This window comes from Streptomyces sp. P3 (assembly GCF_003032475.1).
Taxonomy (GTDB): Bacteria; Actinomycetota; Actinomycetes; order Streptomycetales; family Streptomycetaceae; genus Streptomyces.
On record NZ_CP028369.1, the window covers coordinates 3,948,573 to 3,965,286 of the forward strand.

Consider the following 16,714-nt stretch of genomic DNA (forward strand, 5'->3'; position numbering starts at 1 on the left):
CGAACCGAACCGACTTCTCGGAAGGGAGTTGGCGCCATGGCCGAGTCCGGAACCGCCGGACCGTCGCCGGCTTCGGGCCGCGCCGACGGCACGCCCCAGCGCCTGCGCGGCGGCGTCCTCGGCATGGCGGACATCGCCGCGGCCACGATGGCCAACGTCGGCCCGGCCATGAGCTTCTTCTTCGGCTTCGCCTTCCTCGCCACCACGGCGGGCGTGGCCTCCCCGCTGACCATCATGGCGGCGGGCGCGGCGGTCGCGCTGTTCGGCAACACGCTGGCCGAGTTCTCCCGGGCGCACCCCTCGGCGGGCAGCTTCACCACCTTCGTGGGCAAGACCTTCGGGCCGGTCAGCGCGGTGACCACGGCGTTGCTCGCGGGACTCGGCTACATCATCGCCATGGCCTCCGTCATCGCGATCTCCGGCGGGTTCATGCAGATCACCCTGAACCACTACACCGGCGTCGACCTGCCGTGGATCATCTGGACGGTGCTGCTGACCGGCCTGTCGGTGGTGCTGATGCTGCGCGGGATCGTGGTCTCCACCAAGTGGGCGGGCTACTTCTTCGTCGTCGAGATGCTCGTCCTGGTCGTGGTGTCGGTCGCGGCGGTCTTCGAGCACCGCGGCGATCTCTCCGCGGCACCGTTCCTGCCCTCCCATCTCACCCACGGCGTCAAGGGTCTCGCGGCGGGCTTCCCGCTGGCGGTGTACCTGTTCATCGGCTGGGAGAACTCGGCGGCGCTGGCCGAGGAGACGGAGAACCCGCGGCGCAACGTCGGCCGCGCCGTGTTCTCGTCCGTCGCGATCATGACGGTGAGCTACATCCTCTTCGCCTACGCCACCGTCACCGGCTTCGGCTACGACGTGCAGCGGCTCGGCGACTCCCGCATCCCCTTCATCGACGTCGCCCAGCACACGCTGGGGGCGCTCGCCCTCCTCGCCTACGTCGGCGGCCTGACCTCCACCCTCGGCGCGCTGATCGCCGGCATCAACTCCCAGGCCAGGCTGGTCTTCAACGCGGGGCGCGAGGGGCTTCTCCCGTCCTTCTTCGGCTACGTGCACCCCACGCGCCGTACGCCGAACAACGCGATCGTCACCTTCGCCGCGACCGCGCTGCTGATCATCCTCGGCTGGGGCCTGGGGCATGTGCTCGGGGCCGAGGGCGGTCAGATGAACCCGGTGGTGTTCTTCGCCGAGTCGTCGACCCTGGGCGCCATCCTGATCCTGCTGGTCTACCTCGCGTCCAACATCGCGCTGCCGCTGTACTACCGCAGGTACCGTCCGCAGGAGTTCCGGATCGTGCGGCACGTGGTGCTGCCCGCGGCGGGCGCCCTCGCCGTGCTGGTCCCGCTGTACTACCTCGCCAAGCCGGGACAGCCCGCCCCGTACAGCTGGTTCCCGTACGCGGCGCTGGCCACCCTCGTCGCGGCCGTCTGCTACGCGACGCTCCTGGTCCGACGCGACCCGGGCCTGGCCGACCGGGTCGGCTCGGTCGTCGCCGACGCGGAGTGAGCGCCGCGACGGCGGCCGCCGCTCGTCCTGCCCGGCGATTCCCTGAAGGAAGGGAGGAGACGCCCTCCGCTCAGGAGACCGCCGCCTCCATGTACTGGCCGAGGTAGTGGAACGTGCCGTCGGCGACCTGGTAGAGGAACATCGCGTTGTTGTTGTAGCCGAGTCCCGTGCGGAACTGGACGGTACGGGTGATCCCGGTGTACGCGACTTCGGGCAGCCGGCGGGCGATCGCGCCCCGCTCCCGCAGGGCCGTCCCGTCCTTCGCGCAGACCGCCGCCAGGAACATCACCGCGTCGTAGGCCTCGGCCGCGTACCGGCCGGGGGCGGCGCCGAACCGGGCGCGGTAGGCGGCGGCGAAGGCGCGGGCGGACGGGTGGACGGTCGGGTCGGTGAACGAGGTCGCGAAGACCCAGCCGGTCGCGGCGGCGCCGGCGGCGGTGAGGAATCCGGGGCCGAAGGCCTGTTCCGTGGCCATGCAGGTGCCGTTGAAGCGGGCCGCCTTCAGGGCGGAGGCCAGTCCCGCGGTCCGCGCCGCGTCGCCCGTGCACACGACCGCATCCGCGCCCGCGGACATCACCGAGGCGGCCAGCGCCCTGTAGTCGATCCTCCCGGCGGGAACGCTGGTCAGCGTGGCCTCACGGCCCGCTTTCCGCAGTGCCTGCTGAGTCCGGTCGCACAGTTCCCAGACAGTGTCGCCCTGCGCACGGTCGTCCACCAGGAACACCTTGCGCGCGTCGACGTGGTTGCTGAGGTAGCGGACGCAGGGGGCGGCGAGGAGCGTCCTCTCGACGTGCAGTGCCGCGTGGGAGCGGAACTGGCTGTAGCCGAACGACCTGCCCTCGAGACCGACGTCGACCGACACGGTGACCTCCGGCATCGCCGCCTTGGTGTACGCGGCCTCGGTGCGCAGGAAGCACGCGTCGCTGGTGGGCCCCAGCACCGCGAGGACACCGGCGTCCTTCACCAGGCGTCCGGCCAGGCTCGCGGCCCGGGCCGGGTCGCCGCCGTCGTCGTACGGGACCAGCTTCAGACGAAGCGGACGGCCGCTCTGGGCGTTGACCTGCTCGACGGCCAGCCGGGCGCCGTTGAGCTGGGCGTTGCCGCTGTCCTTCGCGGGCCCGGTCAGATCACCCTGGAACGCGACGAGCAGTTCGGGACGTGGGGCCGCCCCGGGCGGCGTCGTCGGCGTACCGCGGCGGGTGCTCCACCACCAGGCACCGCCGCCGCCGGCCGCCAGGACCCCGGCCGTCGATCCGAGGCGCAGGAAGCTGCGACGGCGAATTCCGGGCGAGGCGGACGGTGACACCGTGACGGTCGTCATCGTCGCGGCGTCCGGGGACACCGTGCCGGCCGGCGTGGACACCTGGGTCGGCTCGACGGCGTCGAGGGCGAGCACGGCGGCGGACCGGTCGTTGATCAGGCGGGCGACCGGCTCGGGAAGCCAGCCCGCCGTGCCGCCAGGGCCGGGGTCGACGCCCGCCTCGAGTTCCGCCCGCAGTCGGGCGAGGTCGGGGCGGGCGGCCGGGTCCTTGTGCAGGCAGGCTTTCAGCAGGGGCGCCAGCGCGTCCGGGAAAGCTGCCGGGTCCGGCTCCTCGTAGACCGTGCGCAGCAGCACGCCCGCCGCCCCGCCCTCGCCGAAGGGCCGCACGCCGGTCGCGGCGAACGCGAGGACGCACGCCAGCGAGAACACGTCGCTGGGCGGGCCGATCTCCCCGCCGCGGGCCCGCGCCTGCTCGGGCGAGAGGAAGCCGGGCGAGCCCACGATGACGCCGCTGGACGTGAGCGCCGTGGCCTCCGGGGCGCGGGCGATGCCGAAGTCGATGAGCCGCGGCCCGTCCGGGGCCAGCAGGACGTTGCCCGGCTTCACGTCGCGGTGCACGAGCCCTGCCGCGTGGACCGCTTCCAGGGCTTCGCTGAGCCGGATCCCCAGCACCCGCACGGAGGCGACGGACAGCGGTCCGAAGACGTCCACCGTCTCCGAGAGCGACGGGCCCGGCACGAACGACGTCGCCAGCCACGGCGTCTCCGCGTCCGCGTCGGCGTCCAGCAGCGGCACCACCCAGGGGCTGTGCACCTGCCGGGCGGCCTGTGCCTCGCGGCGGAACCGGACCCGGAAGCCCGGCTCCTCCGCGTATGCGGCACGCACCGTCTTGACCGCGGCGATCGCCCCGCCGGGCGCGCGGGCCAGGAAGACGACGCCCATGCCGCCGGCGCCCAGCCGTCGCAGCAGTCGGTAGCGGCCGAGCCGGGACGGGTCGCCGGCGCGCAGCGGCTCCATCAGACGGTGAGCGGCGCGGGGCCGCCGTACACGAAGTCGCCCTTCTCGACCCGCCAGAGGAAGCCGCCGGTGCCGTCGACGGCCATCAGGCCGGACCTGGCCAACTGGGGGGTGGTCAGATCGAAGGCGAACTGCTTGGTGATGCCCTGGTACTTCCCCGTCAGCACGGCTTCATGGAGGTTCTCCCGGGTGCGGCTCTTCGCCGGCAGCCCGGACAAAGTCTTCAGCAGCATCCCGGTCACGTCGTAGGACTCCGCCGCGTAGCGGGGCGGGGCCTCCTTGAAGTGCTCGCGGTAGGCGGCCGCGAACTTCTTCGCCTCGGACTTGCGGGAGGCGTCGATGACCGGAGCCACCATCGTCCAGCCCTCGGCGGCCTGCTGAGCCGCGGTCAGGAACCGGGCGTCGAGCAGCGCCGGGCCGGACACCCGCGCACCCTGGAAGGACCGTTGCCGCAAGGCCGCGGCGATCAGCGCGCCCCGGTCGGGCAGTCCGGCGAAGAACACCGAGTCGGCGCCCGCCGAGAGCACCGCGTTCACCACGTTGCCGAAGTCGTCGCGCATCGCGCTGACCACCTCCGGCACGGCAGGCTGCCGGGCGTTGGCGAGCTGCGTGCTGAGGGAGGTGGCGAGGTCCGTCCCGTAGTTGCCGGCCGGACGGTCGACGACGAGGCCGACCTTGCGTGAACGGCCCATCCCACGAAGGTAGTTGCTGACGTACACGGCGAGTACGGAGTCGGGCAGCCGCCCGAGCAGGAACGAACGGAATCCCTGGATGAGGAGGCTCATGCTGCCGGGGGACACGGCGACGACAGGCAGCCATCCGGCGGCGTACTTCCCGAGCGCCGCCTGCGCCGTGGCGTCGGTGGTCGGGCCGACCACCGCGAGGACCGACGGGTCGTCAGCGAGTGCCCCGGCGAGCCGGGTCGAGGTCGCCGGATCACCCTTGTCGTCGACGGCTCTGACCTTCACGGTGAACGGGGCGTCAGCGCGCGCGTTGAACTCCGCGACGGCCAGCCGCAGTCCGCGCTCCTGCGCGCGGCCCGTCTCCCGCTGCGGGCCGCTGAGGTCGCCGTGCAGCGCGAGGGTGTGCACCGGCCGCCGGGCGGCGGCGGGCGTGCCGCTCTTCGCGTCGTCGTCCCGGGCCGCCGCCCACCAGGCGGTGCCGCCGACGCCCGCCGCGACCGCCACGGCCCCGCCGGCGAGCAGCAGGAAACGGCGCCGGCCGGGCGGGCGGGCGTCCTGCGGCCCGGGCACCGAGGCGGTGTTCTCGTCGGTGACCTGGCCGGGGGGTGTGTCCTGTACGTCGGCAGCGGAGTCCGGCAGGCCTTCCGGCCCCGCGCCGGACCGTGCCGGGGAGGACGCCGTGACCTGGGTGTGCTCGATGTCCGGCAGCGCGAGCGCGGCGGCCGACCGCTCGGCGATCAGCCGGGTGACCGGCTCGGGCAGCCATCCCGGCGCCCGCTCGTCCTGGGGCTCGTCCTGCGGCTCGGTCTTCCGCTCTCCCTGCGGCGCCCCCTGCAGTGCGATCCGCGGGTCGCTCGGGGCTCCGCCCTGCGGGCTGCCGTCGGAGTCGTCCCGCGGGTCGCCGGTCGGCCCGTCCTGCGGCCTGCTCCCGGTCGTCAACCGCCGCACCAGCTCCGCGGCGTCCGGACGCCGGGCCGGGTCCTTCTCCAGGCAGGCTTCCACCACTTCGCGCAACGCCGCCGGGATCCCGTCCAGGTCCGCCGGATCGTGCGCCGCCCGGTACAGGAGGGCGTCCACCGCACCGCTGCCGAACGGCGCGCGGCCGGTCGCCGCGAACGCCAGGACACAGCCGAGGGAGAACACGTCGCTCGCCGGACCGATGTCGTCGCCACCGGGTCCCGTGGCCTGCTCGGGCGAGAGATAGCCGGGGGTGCCGACCACCAGGCCGGTCGCGGTGAGCGCCGTGTCCTCCGGGGCGCGGGCGATGCCGAAGTCGATGAGACGGGGCCCGTCGTGGGCGATCAGCACGTTGCCCGGCTTCAGGTCCCGGTGGACCAGTCCGGCCCGGTGCACCTCGCCCAGCGCCTCGGCCAGCCGGGCGCCGAGCAGCCGTACCCCGGGCTCCGACAGCGGACCGTACCCGGCCACCGCCTCGCCCAGCGACGGACCCGGCACGAACGCCGTCGCCAGCCAGGGCGCGTCGGCGTCCGCGTCGGCGTCCACCAGCGGCACCGCCCAGGGGCTGTGCACCTGCCGGGCGACCTCCACCTCGCGACGGAAGCGCTCCTTGAAGCCCGGCTCCTCGGCGTATTCGGCGAGCAGGACCTTCAGCGCGACCAGCGCGCCGCCCGGCGTGCGCGCCAGGTACACCACGCCCATGCCGCCGGCGCCGAGCCGGCCGAGCAGCCGGTGGTCCGCGATGTGCGCGGGGTCGGAAGAACGCAGCGGATCCATCAGTTCTTCCTCCCGAGCTCGGTCTCCACGCGGGTGAGCATCGAGTTGATGCCGTTCGACGCGAACTGCACCAGATCGTCGAGCTTGTAACCCTGGGCGCCCATCACCGACACCGCCACGGTCACCGTGCCGAGCCGGGCGACGAACCAGCGGTACGCCTGGGCGCTCGCCCCCGTGACATAGGCGCCGATTTCGACCACCTGGTCGTCGGCGTAGGTGTTGTTGCCCTGGCCGTAGGGGGTGGCGGTCGACATGAGCCCGGTGATCTGCTCGTCGGTGCGGACCTGCTGCACCTGGCAGCGCAACGGCTCTTCCAGGGTGGTGGACAACTGCTGGTCCGCGTCGCGGACCGTGGCGTGCACGGTGACCGCCGCGGTCACCTTGATCGTTCCCTTGCCGCCGGCGCCCGGCAGTTCGCTGTACCGGGACAGCGAGGCCAGGACGGTCTTCGGGAGAGGCCGGCGCTGCCAGCGGCACTGCGCGTCGAGCACGGCGACGGTGCGGGGGGTGCTCGCGGCCGGCTGCTGGGCCCGGTAGTCCGGGCCCCAGGCCTGCGGTTGCAGGGCGACCGCCTGCGCCAGATTCTCGGCCTGACGTGCCGTCCGGGGCACCGCGGCGGGGTCCGCCTCGAACGGTGTCAGTGAGGCGGTGCCGCCGCCCGTCGAGGAGGCGGACGCGGCGGGCGAGGGCGAGCCGGACGTGGTCGGCGCCGTGGACCCGGCGGACGCCGAGGGGCTCGGCTCGGCCGCCTTGTCGTCCCCGGAGCCGCAGCCCGTGAGCAATGCTGCCGCCGCGGCCGCCGACGCCGTGGCTCTCAGCCAAGTCGACCTGCGTCTGCCTGTGTTGTCGTCCATGCCCGCCCCTCCGCCTCAGCGCCCCCGCTTCGCGTGCGGTGATCGTACAGAGGTACGCGATACGCGGGCGGGCGGTTCCGTGAACGGAGTTCGGCCTTCGCCACGCATGCTCGCCCGGGGCGGCGGCGGACCGCCGCCGTGGGGCGTGGCACCTCGGTCGACCGGCTTCGCCGGAGCGCTCCGGGGGTCGAGACGCCTTCGGTGTCGCCGGGGCCGGGACACGGTCGGCCTGCGCACGGTCGTCGTGCGGGTTTACGTCGAGCGGTGGTCGCCCGCGCCGCAGAGGGACCGCTCCGCCACCCGCGCCAGATGCGCCGTGAACACCGCCTGCGCGTCCGGCGTGAGTGTGCGCAGCGCGACCAGCGCCGTGATGATCACGTCGCACAGCTCGCTGCGGACGTCGTCCCAGGTGTGGGTGACGCCCTTGCGCGGGTTCTGCCCGGTCGCGCCGATGACCGCCTGGGCGACCTCGCCGACCTCCTCCGACAGCTTCAGCACGCGCAGCAGGAGTCCGTCGAGGCCGTCGTGCACGCGCCCGGCGTCCAGCCAGGCACGGAGGGCGTCGACGGTGGCCCAGAGCTCAACCGTTTCGCCGGTCTGCGAGGACGGGGAGGCGGGCTCTCGTCCGGGCAGGGGCACGGGCTGCGCGTGGGGCGGGGGCACGGGGTGGGCGTGGGGCGGCTCGGTGCTCATGGGCGCAGCCTCTCAGGCGATGGCCGTGGCCGTCGCCCGCGCCGGAATCTGCCGGTTGCTAGTTCTCGAACAGCGCCTCCTGCTCGCCCTCCTCCCGCCTGCGCAGCCGCTGGTTGCGCAGGCCCACGACCACCGCCGTGACGGCGGCCGTCACGCCGAGCGCGGCCGGGACCATCCAGCTGCGGTCGACGGTGTGCCCGAGGGCGTGGTCGAGGGAGAGCCGGCCGGGTCCGGTGACGGCGAGGCCCGCGGCGGCCAGGCCCAGGGAGGCGGCGTGCTCGTAGCCGCCGCTCGCCGCGAAGAAGCCGTTGGGCGTGTGGACGGCGGACGCGCCCGCCATCGCGCCGGCGGCCGCGGCGCCGGCCGCCGGGGTGGCGAGGCCCAGCGCCAGCAGTGTGCCTCCGCCGGCCTCCGCCAGACCCGCCGCGGTGGCGCTCGCCTTGCCCGGCGCGTAGCCGACGGACTCCATGAACTGGCCGGTCCCTTCCAGGCCGTGTCCGCCGAACCAGCCGAAAAGCTTCTGCGCGCCGTGTGCCGCCAGCACTCCGCCGGTGCCCAGCCGGAGCAGCAGCAGGCCGAGATCACGTCGGTCGTAACAGGTCACGGTGACTCCCTGAAGGGGAAGCGGGAACAACGACAGGAACACCCCCACGCGTTTCCACCGTCGCACCTCCCACACCCGTCCGGCCCGTCCTGCACGCCGTTCGGGTGGCGGGGCCCGGACCGCGGTGTGAGTCTGGCCCACATGGCGATCCAGATCGACAGACTCAGCGACCCGGCGGTCCGGGCCTTCGTCGCCGCCGTCAACGCCCACGACGAGGAGGCCTTCCGCCGCCTCCTCACGCCCGACGCGACCATGTCGGACGACGGCTCCGACCGCGACCTCGAGGAGTGGGCCGACCGGGAGATCTTCTCCTCCCACGGGCACCTGGACGTCACCAGGGAGTCGGACGGCGGCCGGGCCCTCGTCGCCGACTACCGCAACGACACCTGGGGCGAGATGCGCACCCGGTGGAGCTTCGTCGTCGCGGACGACGGACGCATCTCCCGGTTCGAGACCGGTCAGGCGTAGGACGCGGCGAGTTCGTGCGTCACCCTGGGCGACGGACGCGACGGACGCGTACGGCATGAGAATGCGTGTACGGTCCCGCAGTGCACGCATTCTCGGGCCCCTCCCCGCACCAGCCTCCGCAACATCAGCCCTCGCAGCGGTCGCCGCGTCAGCCCCCGCGCCGGCCGTCACCCTCGCCGTCGGCGCCGTCGCTCTCCCGGCGTTCCCTGTTGGCGACAGCGGCCACGGCGCCCCTCGCGGCCGCACCGTTCCTCGCCGGGCCGGCCGCCGCGGCGACGCGCGGCGTGGTCGGCGGGGCCCGGCTGGCCGCCGGTGGCGTCCAGGCCGGCGCGGGCGCCGCCGCACTGCCGGGGAAGCTGACCGCCCGCGCCTGGCTGGTCGCCGACCACGACAGCGGCGAGGTGCTCGCCTCGTACCGCGCGCATCTGCGGGTCGCGCCCGCGTCCACGCTGAAGATGCTGTTCGCGGACACTCTGCTGGACAGGTTCGCGCCTACCGAGCGGCGCACCGTGACCGACGCGGACCTGGCCGGCGTGCCGTCCGGCTCCAGCCTCGTCGGCGTCCGGACCGGCGTCACGTACACCGTCGAACAGCTGTGGCTGGGCGTCTTCCTGCGCTCGGGCAACGACGCCGTGCAGGTGCTCGCCCGGATGAACGGCGGGGTCGCGAAGACGGTCGCCGAGATGCAGGCGAGGGCGGCCGACCTCCAGGCGCTGGACACCCACGTCGTGAGCCCCGACGGGTACGACCACCCGGGCCAGTTGTCCTCCGCCTACGACCTCGCCCTGTTCGCCCGGCACGGCCTGCGCGACGCCGGCTTCCGCGCCCACTGTGCCACCAGGACCGCCCGCTTCCCGGCCGGCGGCGGGCGGACCCGCGTGATCGAGAACACCGACCGGCTGCTGTCGGGCTCCTCCGGGGTGACCCCGTACCCGGGTCTGATCGGGGTGAAGAACGGCTTCACCAGCAGCGCCGGCAACACCTTCGCCGGCGCCGCGACCCGGGCCGGCCGCACACTGATCGTCACCGTGCTGCATCCCGAGAGCGGCCACAACGCCGTCTACGGGGAGACGGCCGCACTGCTCGACTGGGGCTTCGCGCAGCGGAGTTCGGCGCGGCCCGTGGGGACGCTGGTCGAGGCGTTGAGCGAGGGCGGGAAGAAGGCGACGGCCGTGCCGGCGCCGCCGTATCCAGGGGCGCGGCGGGCCTCGTCGGCGGGCGGTGGGCCGGACGGCTGGGGGATGCTCGGCGGGGCCGGGGGAGCGGTGGCGCTCGCGGTGGGCGGGGCGTACGCGGTGCGCAGACGGCGCACCCGGCAGACTCCGCCGGGCAGTTGACGGTGTGGCAGCCGTCCCACGGCACCGGTGCGTACCTCGCGGTCCCGGCGAGGTCCACCCCCACCCGGTGCCATGGGACGGCTGCCCTCCCCCCTCGGGATGGCTCTTCGGTCCTTCGGTGCGGAACTGTCGTGCACCAAGTGTGAAGTTTCCGTGCAGAAGAGTTGAGCATAGGTCTGCCACCGGCCGCAATGGTGCGGACCGATGAATTCCGATTGTGCAGGTTGCGGAGTTGACGATCCGTGGGGCGGCCTCCGGCGCCGTTCAGCCCCGTCCCACGTAGGGCATCGCCGTCGCGAGCACCGTCGCGAACTGCACGTTGGCCTCCAGCGGCAGCTCCGCCATGTGCCGCACCGTGCGGGCCACGTCGGCGACGTCCATCACCGGCTCCGGCGCGATCTCGCCGTTGGCCTGCAGCGCGCCCGTGCCCATCCGCGCCGTCATCGCCGTCGCCGCGTTGCCGATGTCGATCTGCCCGACGGCGATGCCGTACGCCCGCCCGTCCAGCGAGAGGGACTTGGTCAGACCGGTGAGGGCGTGCTTGGTCGCCGTGTACGGCGCGGACAGCGGACGCGGCGTGTGCGCCGAGACCGAGCCGTTGTTGATGATCCGGCCGCCCTGCGGGCGCTGCTCCTTCATCTGCCGGTACGCGGCCTGCGCGCACAGGAACGCCCCGTTGAGGTTGGTGTCCACGACGTGCCGCCAGGCGTCGTAGGGCAGGTTCTCGAACGGCACACCGCCCGGACCGAACGTGCCCGCGTTGTTGAACAGCAGGTCCAGCCGCCCGAACCGCTCGCGCACGGCGGCGAAGAGGGCCGTCACGTCCTGCGGGCGCGAGACGTCCGTCCGCACCGCGAGACTCTTGCCCTGCGGCGTCAGCGCGGCCGTCTCCTCCAGCGCTTCGGCGCGCCGTCCCGCCAGTGCCACCGACCAGCCCGCGCGCAGCAGTTCGCCGGCCACCGCCCGCCCGACGCCGGATCCCGCGCCGGTCACCACCGCGATCCTCGTGTTCCCGTCCATGGCCCCGCAGCGTACGGGAGACGCCCGCAGCGGCCCCGCGACCCCGGGAGCCGCGCGGACACCCGACGCCGAGGCGCTCCGGACGACGTCGGCCGCCCCGGACTCACTCGTCGGCCGGCGGCCAGACGTCCCCCCAGTCCGCGTCCCGGGCCGCCTTGTAGAGCTCGCCGTGCCGCTTCGTCACCGTGGTGCGGCTCAGCCGCTCCTCGGTCTCGCACAGGTCGAGGAGGACCTGGCCCTTGCGGATCTGGGGGCGGCGGACGACGCGGGAGGGGGCGGGGGAGACGGGGAAGCGGGCGGCCGCCACATAGCTGAACTTCTCGTCCTCGTACGGCAGTGAGCCGCCCTTGACCTGGCGGTGCAGGGAGGAGCGGCTGACCCGGGCCGAGAAGTGGCACCAGTCCGTGCCGGGGACGATCGGGCAGGCCGCGCTGTGCGGGCAGGGCGCGGCCACCCGGAAACCGGCGTCGATCAGCCGGTCACGGGCCTCGATCACGCGGGCGTAGCCGTCGGGGGTGCCCGGTTCGACGATCACCACGGCCTGCGCGGCCGACGCGGCGGCGTCGACGAGGGCGGCGCGGTCGGCGGCGGGCAACTCGTTGAGGACGTAGGAGACGGTGACCAGGTCCGCCGGGTCCAGTGTGAGCGCCGAGCCGATCCGGCCGCGTTGCCAACGGGCGTCCGCCAGTGCCGGGTTGGCGGCGGCGATCTCACGGCCGAGGGCCAGCGCGGGCTCCGCCCAGTCGAGGACGGTCACCGGGCGCGTGCCCTCCCAGACCGCGCTCACCGCCCAGGTCGCGGCGCCGGTGCCGCCGCCGACGTCCACATGGCTGCCCGGTGTCCAGCGCGGGACCGCGTCCGCGAACGCCTCCAGCGCCGAGCACACCGCCTCGAAGGTCGCCGGCATCCGGTACGCGGCGTAGGCCGCCACGTCCGCGCGGTCGCGCAGGATCGGCGCGTCGGTGGGGGTGGCGCCCCGGTAGCTGGCGATGAGCCGCTCGACGGCCTGCGCGGCCTGCCGGGGCGGCAGCCCGTCGAGGAGTTCTCCGAGGGCGGTGCGGAGGGTTTCGGCGGCGGGGGCAGAGACGTTCACCCGGCGATTATGGGGCACCGGTGCTGGTGCCGCCCTCTTCGGGGGCTACCGCCCCCGGACCCCCGCTTCGGCCCTGAAAGGGCCTCGTCCTCAAGCGCCGGACAGGCTGACATTGCCAGGCCCGGCGCCGTACAGCATGCCCGAGGCACCCCTACCGCACCGCCATCGCCATCCGCGTTCCCGCCAGGGCCCGCGGCGAGCTGTCCGGGGTCCGGCGCACCGGGTGGACCGTGTTGGCCAGCAGCACCACGAACGTGTCCGTCGCGGGGTCCAGGACCAGTGACGTTCCCGTGAACCCGGTGTGCCCGGCCGCGCCCTCGCCCGCCAGCTCGCCCATGAACCACGGCTGGTCCACCGCGAACCCCAGCCCCGGCGGCGTCAGCAGCAGCTCCACGAAGTCGGGGCCGAGGATGCGGGCGGTCCCGTACGAGCCGCCCGCCAGCAGCGTCCGGCAGAACACCGCCAGATCGTCGCCCGTCGAGAACAGGCCCGCGTGACCGGCGACCCCGCCCAGCGCCCACGCGTTCTCGTCGTGCACCTCGCCCCGCAGCATCCCCCGGTCCGCCCTCGCCCACGGCCGCCGCTGGTCCTCGGTGGCCGCCGCGCCGGGGCAGGGGCCGAACCCGGTCGCGGTCATCCCCAGCGGACGGGTGATCCCCTCGTGCACGAGGACATCGAGCGGGCGGCCGGTCAGCCGTTCCAGGAGCTGCTGGAGCAGCAGCATGTTCAGGTCGGAGTACACGTACCGGCCCGGCTCGCCGGACGGCGCCTCCGCGCGCAGCAGCGCCATCCGCTCGGCGAGGCCGGCGCAGTCGTACAGGGGCAGTTCGGGCCGCAGTCCGGAGGTGTGGGTGAGCAGTTGGCGGACGGTGACACCGTGCTCGGCGGCCCCGCGGAAGTCCGGCAGATAGGCGCCGACGAGCGCGTCGATGCCGAGGGTGCCGCGCTCGATCTGCTGCACCGCCGCGACCGACGTGAACAGCTTGGTGAGGGAGGCCAGGTCGAAGGGCGTGTCCACGGTCATCGGCACCCGCTCCCCGGCGGTCAGCTCCACGCCGGCGTCGGCCGCCGGATCGTACGCCGCGTACCGCACCGCCCAGCCCGTGGCCCTGCGCACCGCGATCACCGGGCCGCGCCCGGCCACCACCACGGCGCCCGCCGCCCACGGGCGGTCCCCGGCGGTGAGGTCCACGACGTCGCGGACGAGCAGCCGTGTCTCCTCGGGGTCGAGCCCGGCCCGTTCCGGTGTGTCGACGCGCAGTCTCGGGGTGCTCAGCTCTCTTCTCCCGCTCTCGGACGCCAGGGACGGCACATCACCATGAAACAGGCCGCCGCCGTCAGTACGGCCGTCAACTGGACGACGGCCATCGGGACGGCGGTGTGCTCGCCGACGAGCGGGGACGCGATCGCGCCGACGAGGAAGGACGAGGTGCCCAGCAGCGCCGAGGCGGAACCGGCGGAGTGCCGCACCCGCAGCAGGGCGAGCGTCTGGGCGTTCGGCAGGGTGACGCCCATCGCGGACATCAGCACGAACAGCGCGACGGCCACCGGGGTCAGCCCGACCTCGCCGAACACACCGGTCGTCAGGAGCAGCAGGGCGGCCGCGGCCACCGCCGCCGTCGCCAGCCCGACGGCCAGCACCCGGTCCAGCCGCACCCGGCCCACCAGCACCTTGCCGTTGACCTGGCCGATCAGCACCAGCCCGACCGAGTTCGCGCCGAACAGCAGGCCGAACGTCTGCGGGGAGGCACCGTAGATCTCCTGGACCACGAACGGCGAGGCGGAGATGTACGCGAACAGGGCGGCGAAGGCGAAGGCGCCGGTGAGCAGGTAGCCCGTGAAGGGCGGGTCGGACAGGAGCCGGCGCATCGAGCGCAGCGCCTCGCCGACCCCGCCCGCGTGCCGCTCGGCGGCGGGCAGCGTCTCCGGCAGCCTGTTCCACACGACCACGGACAGCAGCAGCCCCACCGCCGCGAGCAGCACGAACACCCCCCGCCAGTCCGTGCCCCGCAGGATCTGCGCGCCGATCAGCGGCGCCACCACCGGGGCGACCCCGGAGATCAGCATCAGGGTGGAGAAGAAGCGGGCCATCGCCACGCCGTCGTACAGATCACGCACCACGGCCCGCGCGATCACGATTCCGGCCGCGCCCGCGAGCCCCTGCACCAGCCGGAACCCGACCAGCGCCTGCACCGTCGGCGCCAGCGCGCACAGCGCGGTCGCCACGACGTACACGGCGAGGCCGGCGAGCAGGGGACGCCGGCGCCCCCACCGGTCGCTCATCGGCCCCACCACCAGCTGCCCCAGCGCCATGCCGGCCAGGCACGCCGTCAGCGTGAGCTGCACGGTCGCGGCGGACGCGTGCAGCGAGCGGGTGACCCCCGGCAGCGCCGGGAGGTACATGTCCATCGACAGCGGGGGAGTGGCCGTCAGACCGCCGAGGACGAGAGTGACGAGCAGTCCGGTCCGGCGTCGCTCCCGCACCGGCGGCGCCACGGCAGTGTCCGGCACCCGGTGCACGGCCCCACCCTCCGGCATACGGTCGCCCCTCCCTCTCCGACGTCTCGGCCACCTATGCTCTCAGCTCGAACACACTGCTGGGACGGCACGAGGGCGGGGCGCGGTATGACGACGGACACGGTTCGGTGGGGCATCCTGGCGACCGGCGGGATCGCCGCCGCGTTCACGGCGGACCTGATCGACCTGCCCGACGCCGAGGTCGTGGCCGTGGCCTCACGCACCGAGGCCTCCGCGAAGGCGTTCGCCGACCGGTTCGGCATCCCCCGCGCGTACGGCGACTGGGCGGCCCTCGCCGCCGACGAGGACATCGACGTCGTCTACGTCGCCACCCCGCACGCCGCCCACCGCTTCGCCGCCGGACTCTGCCTGGAGGCCGGGCGGAACGTGCTGTGCGAGAAGGCGTTCACGCTGAACGTGCGCGAGGCCGAGGAACTCGTGGGGCTGGCCAGGTCGGGCGGCCGCTTCCTCATGGAGGCCATGTGGATGTACTGCAACCCGGTCATCCGCCGTCTCAAGGCCCTCGTGGACGACGGCGCGATCGGCGACGTCCGCACCGTGCAGGCCGACTTCGGCCTCGAGGGGCCCTTCCCGCCCTCGCACCGGCTGCGCGACCCCGCCCAGGGCGGCGGCGCGCTCCTCGACCTCGGCGTCTACCCGGTCTCCTTCGCCCACCTGCTGCTCGGTGAGCCGTCGGGCATCGCCGCCCGGGCCGTGCTGTCCGCCGAGGGCGTCGACCTCCAGACGGCGCTGGCCCTGTCCTGGGACTCCGGTGCGCTCGCCGCACTGCACTGCTCCGTCTCCGGCGGCACCGGCACCACCGCTTCGGTGACCGGCTCGCGCGGCCGTATCGACATCCCGGCCGGCTTCTTCCACCCCGACCGGATCGTCCTGCACCGCGCCGGGCACGACCCCGAGGAGTTCGCCGCCGACCCGGCCGACGGGCCGCGCACCACGTTCCGGCACGAGGCCCGCGAGGTCATGCGCGCCCTGCGGGCCGGCGAGACCGAGTCCCCGCTCGTCCCGCTCGACGGCAGCCTCGCCGTCATGCGGACCCTGGACGCCGTCCGGGAGCAGATCGGGGTGCGCTACCCCGGCGAGCCGGCCTGACCGTCCCGAGCCCACCTGACCGTCCCCGGCCGGGCGACGGCTCCCGTCCCGGGCGACGGCCCGCAAGCCGGGCGGAGGCCCCGGAGCCGGCCGGACGGCCGCTTCCGAGACGGACCGTCTCACCGGCTTGGTACCTTCGGAGCATGGTCACCCAGCCCGGAAAGCCGGCCCCCGACACCGCCCGCCGCAGCGAACGGTCACGGCGCGCGATCTACGACGCCGCCCTCGCCCTCGTCGTGGAGGTCGGCTATCCGAAGACCACCATCGAGGGCATCGCGGCCCGGGCCGGCGTCGGCAAGCAGACCATCTACCGCTGGTGGGGATCGAAGGCCGACGTCCTGCTGGAGGCGTTCCTCGACCTCGGCGAACAGGCGGCGCGGGACGCGGGGGCGGCCGAGCACGAGCCGTACGCCATCCCCGACACCGGCGACCTCGCCGCCGACCTCAAGGCCGTGCTGCGGGCCACCGTCGACCAGCTCACGGACCCCGGGTTCGAGGCGCCCTCCCGCGCCCTGGCCGCCGAGGGTGTGGTCGACGAACAGGTCGGCCGCGCGTTCACGGCGAAGCTCCTGGAGCCGTCCCTCCGGCTCTACGTGGACCGGCTGCGCGCCGCCCAGGAGGCCGGTCAGGTCCGTGCCGACGTCGATCTGCGCATCGCCCTCGAGTTCTTCGTCTCACCGCTCGCCCAGCGCTGGCTGCAGTACACCGGCCCGATCTCCTACGAGTACACCGACACCCTCGTCGACTACGCCCTGCACGGCCTCGCTCCCCGGTGAGCAGGCACCACATGTATCACTCTGGCCCCACCCGTCCC

Annotated in this window: 14 protein-coding genes; 5 read left to right on the forward strand and 9 right to left on the reverse strand. The window is 74.1% G+C overall.

Annotated features, from left to right (window positions below; genetic code table 11):
* The first annotated feature begins 36 nt into the window (after nt 1–36).
* Nucleotides 37–1,509, forward strand: coding sequence for an APC family permease (locus tag C6376_RS17735; RefSeq protein ID WP_107444304.1), 1,473 nt, complete (start codon nt 37–39; stop codon nt 1,507–1,509).
* A 70-nt stretch (nt 1,510–1,579) separates the two neighbouring features.
* Here C6376_RS17735 and C6376_RS17740 read toward each other — a convergent pair whose 3' ends face one another.
* From C6376_RS17740 to C6376_RS17760, 5 genes are all read right to left on the reverse strand, one after another.
* Complete coding sequence (locus C6376_RS17740; protein WP_107444305.1) at nt 1,580–3,787, reverse strand: bifunctional serine/threonine-protein kinase/ABC transporter substrate-binding protein; 2,208 nt, start codon at nt 3,785–3,787, stop codon at nt 1,580–1,582.
* On the reverse strand, nt 3,787–6,204 hold the full coding sequence (locus tag C6376_RS17745; RefSeq protein WP_107444306.1) for a bifunctional serine/threonine-protein kinase/ABC transporter substrate-binding protein: 2,418 nt from the start codon (nt 6,202–6,204) through the stop codon (nt 3,787–3,789). Before C6376_RS17745 ends, C6376_RS17740 begins: the two co-directional genes overlap by 1 nt.
* Nucleotides 6,204–7,058, reverse strand: coding sequence for a hypothetical protein (locus C6376_RS17750; RefSeq protein WP_107444307.1), 855 nt, complete (start codon nt 7,056–7,058; stop codon nt 6,204–6,206). Before C6376_RS17750 ends, C6376_RS17745 begins: the two co-directional genes overlap by 1 nt.
* A gap of 252 nt (nt 7,059–7,310) precedes the next feature.
* A complete protein-coding gene (locus C6376_RS17755; RefSeq protein ID WP_254075988.1) occupies nt 7,311–7,751 on the reverse strand; it encodes a MazG-like family protein in 441 nt (146 codons plus the stop codon).
* Between the two features lie 58 nt (nt 7,752–7,809).
* Nucleotides 7,810–8,355 carry a DoxX family membrane protein gene (locus C6376_RS17760; protein ID WP_107449031.1) on the reverse strand — a complete coding sequence of 182 codons (546 nt, stop codon included), beginning with the start codon at nt 8,353–8,355 and terminating at the stop codon, nt 7,810–7,812.
* 141 nt (nt 8,356–8,496) lie between these two features.
* On the opposite strand from C6376_RS17760, the gene C6376_RS17765 reads away from it, so the two are divergent.
* On the forward strand, nt 8,497–8,823 hold the full coding sequence (locus C6376_RS17765; protein ID WP_107449032.1) for a hypothetical protein: 327 nt from the start codon (nt 8,497–8,499) through the stop codon (nt 8,821–8,823).
* Between the two features lie 209 nt (nt 8,824–9,032).
* Nucleotides 9,033–10,160: a D-alanyl-D-alanine carboxypeptidase family protein gene (locus C6376_RS17770; protein WP_367881048.1), complete on the forward strand. Its 1,128-nt coding sequence runs from the start codon at nt 9,033–9,035 to the stop codon at nt 10,158–10,160.
* A 264-nt stretch (nt 10,161–10,424) separates the two neighbouring features.
* Here the strand turns inward: C6376_RS17770 and C6376_RS17775 are convergent, their stop codons facing one another.
* The 4 genes from C6376_RS17775 to C6376_RS17790 form a co-directional block, all read right to left on the reverse strand.
* Nucleotides 10,425–11,180 carry an SDR family oxidoreductase gene (locus tag C6376_RS17775; RefSeq protein WP_107444308.1) on the reverse strand — a complete coding sequence of 252 codons (756 nt, stop codon included), beginning with the start codon at nt 11,178–11,180 and terminating at the stop codon, nt 10,425–10,427.
* 103 nt (nt 11,181–11,283) lie between these two features.
* The gene (locus C6376_RS17780; RefSeq protein ID WP_107444309.1) at nt 11,284–12,273 is read right to left on the reverse strand and encodes a small ribosomal subunit Rsm22 family protein; all 990 of its coding nucleotides are present in this window, start codon (nt 12,271–12,273) and stop codon (nt 11,284–11,286) included.
* Nucleotides 12,274–12,424: 151 nt separating this feature from the next.
* The gene (locus tag C6376_RS17785; RefSeq protein ID WP_107444310.1) at nt 12,425–13,585 is read right to left on the reverse strand and encodes a serine hydrolase; all 1,161 of its coding nucleotides are present in this window, start codon (nt 13,583–13,585) and stop codon (nt 12,425–12,427) included.
* Complete coding sequence (locus C6376_RS17790) at nt 13,546–14,811, reverse strand: multidrug effflux MFS transporter (RefSeq protein ID WP_107444311.1); 1,266 nt, start codon at nt 14,809–14,811, stop codon at nt 13,546–13,548. The genes C6376_RS17785 and C6376_RS17790 overlap by 40 nt, the downstream gene beginning before the upstream one ends.
* A gap of 87 nt (nt 14,812–14,898) precedes the next feature.
* Between C6376_RS17790 and C6376_RS17795 the strand changes: the two genes are divergently transcribed.
* Together C6376_RS17795 and C6376_RS17800 are read left to right on the forward strand one after the other, a co-directional pair.
* On the forward strand, nt 14,899–15,900 hold the full coding sequence (locus tag C6376_RS17795) for a Gfo/Idh/MocA family protein (protein ID WP_107444312.1): 1,002 nt from the start codon (nt 14,899–14,901) through the stop codon (nt 15,898–15,900).
* A 143-nt stretch (nt 15,901–16,043) separates the two neighbouring features.
* Complete coding sequence (locus C6376_RS17800) at nt 16,044–16,676, forward strand: TetR/AcrR family transcriptional regulator (protein WP_107444313.1); 633 nt, start codon at nt 16,044–16,046, stop codon at nt 16,674–16,676.
* Nucleotides 16,677–16,714 lie beyond the last annotated feature (38 nt).

Coding starts and splice junctions, on each gene's coding strand:
- C6376_RS17745 (WP_107444306.1), bottom strand. CDS start 6,204: ATGGATCCGCTGCGTTCTTCCGACCCCGCGCACATCGCGGACCACCGG.
- C6376_RS17790 (WP_107444311.1), bottom strand. CDS start 14,811: ATGCCGGAGGGTGGGGCCGTGCACCGGGTGCCGGACACTGCCGTGGCG.
- C6376_RS17775 (WP_107444308.1), bottom strand. CDS start 11,180: ATGGACGGGAACACGAGGATCGCGGTGGTGACCGGCGCGGGATCCGGC.
- C6376_RS17740 (WP_107444305.1), bottom strand. CDS start 3,787: ATGGAGCCGCTGCGCGCCGGCGACCCGTCCCGGCTCGGCCGCTACCGA.
- C6376_RS17800 (WP_107444313.1), top strand. CDS start 16,044: ATGGTCACCCAGCCCGGAAAGCCGGCCCCCGACACCGCCCGCCGCAGC.
- C6376_RS17750 (WP_107444307.1), bottom strand. CDS start 7,058: ATGGACGACAACACAGGCAGACGCAGGTCGACTTGGCTGAGAGCCACG.
- C6376_RS17795 (WP_107444312.1), top strand. CDS start 14,899: ATGACGACGGACACGGTTCGGTGGGGCATCCTGGCGACCGGCGGGATC.
- C6376_RS17755 (WP_254075988.1), bottom strand. CDS start 7,751: ATGAGCACCGAGCCGCCCCACGCCCACCCCGTGCCCCCGCCCCACGCG.
- C6376_RS17765 (WP_107449032.1), top strand. CDS start 8,497: ATGGCGATCCAGATCGACAGACTCAGCGACCCGGCGGTCCGGGCCTTC.
- C6376_RS17735 (WP_107444304.1), top strand. CDS start 37: ATGGCCGAGTCCGGAACCGCCGGACCGTCGCCGGCTTCGGGCCGCGCC.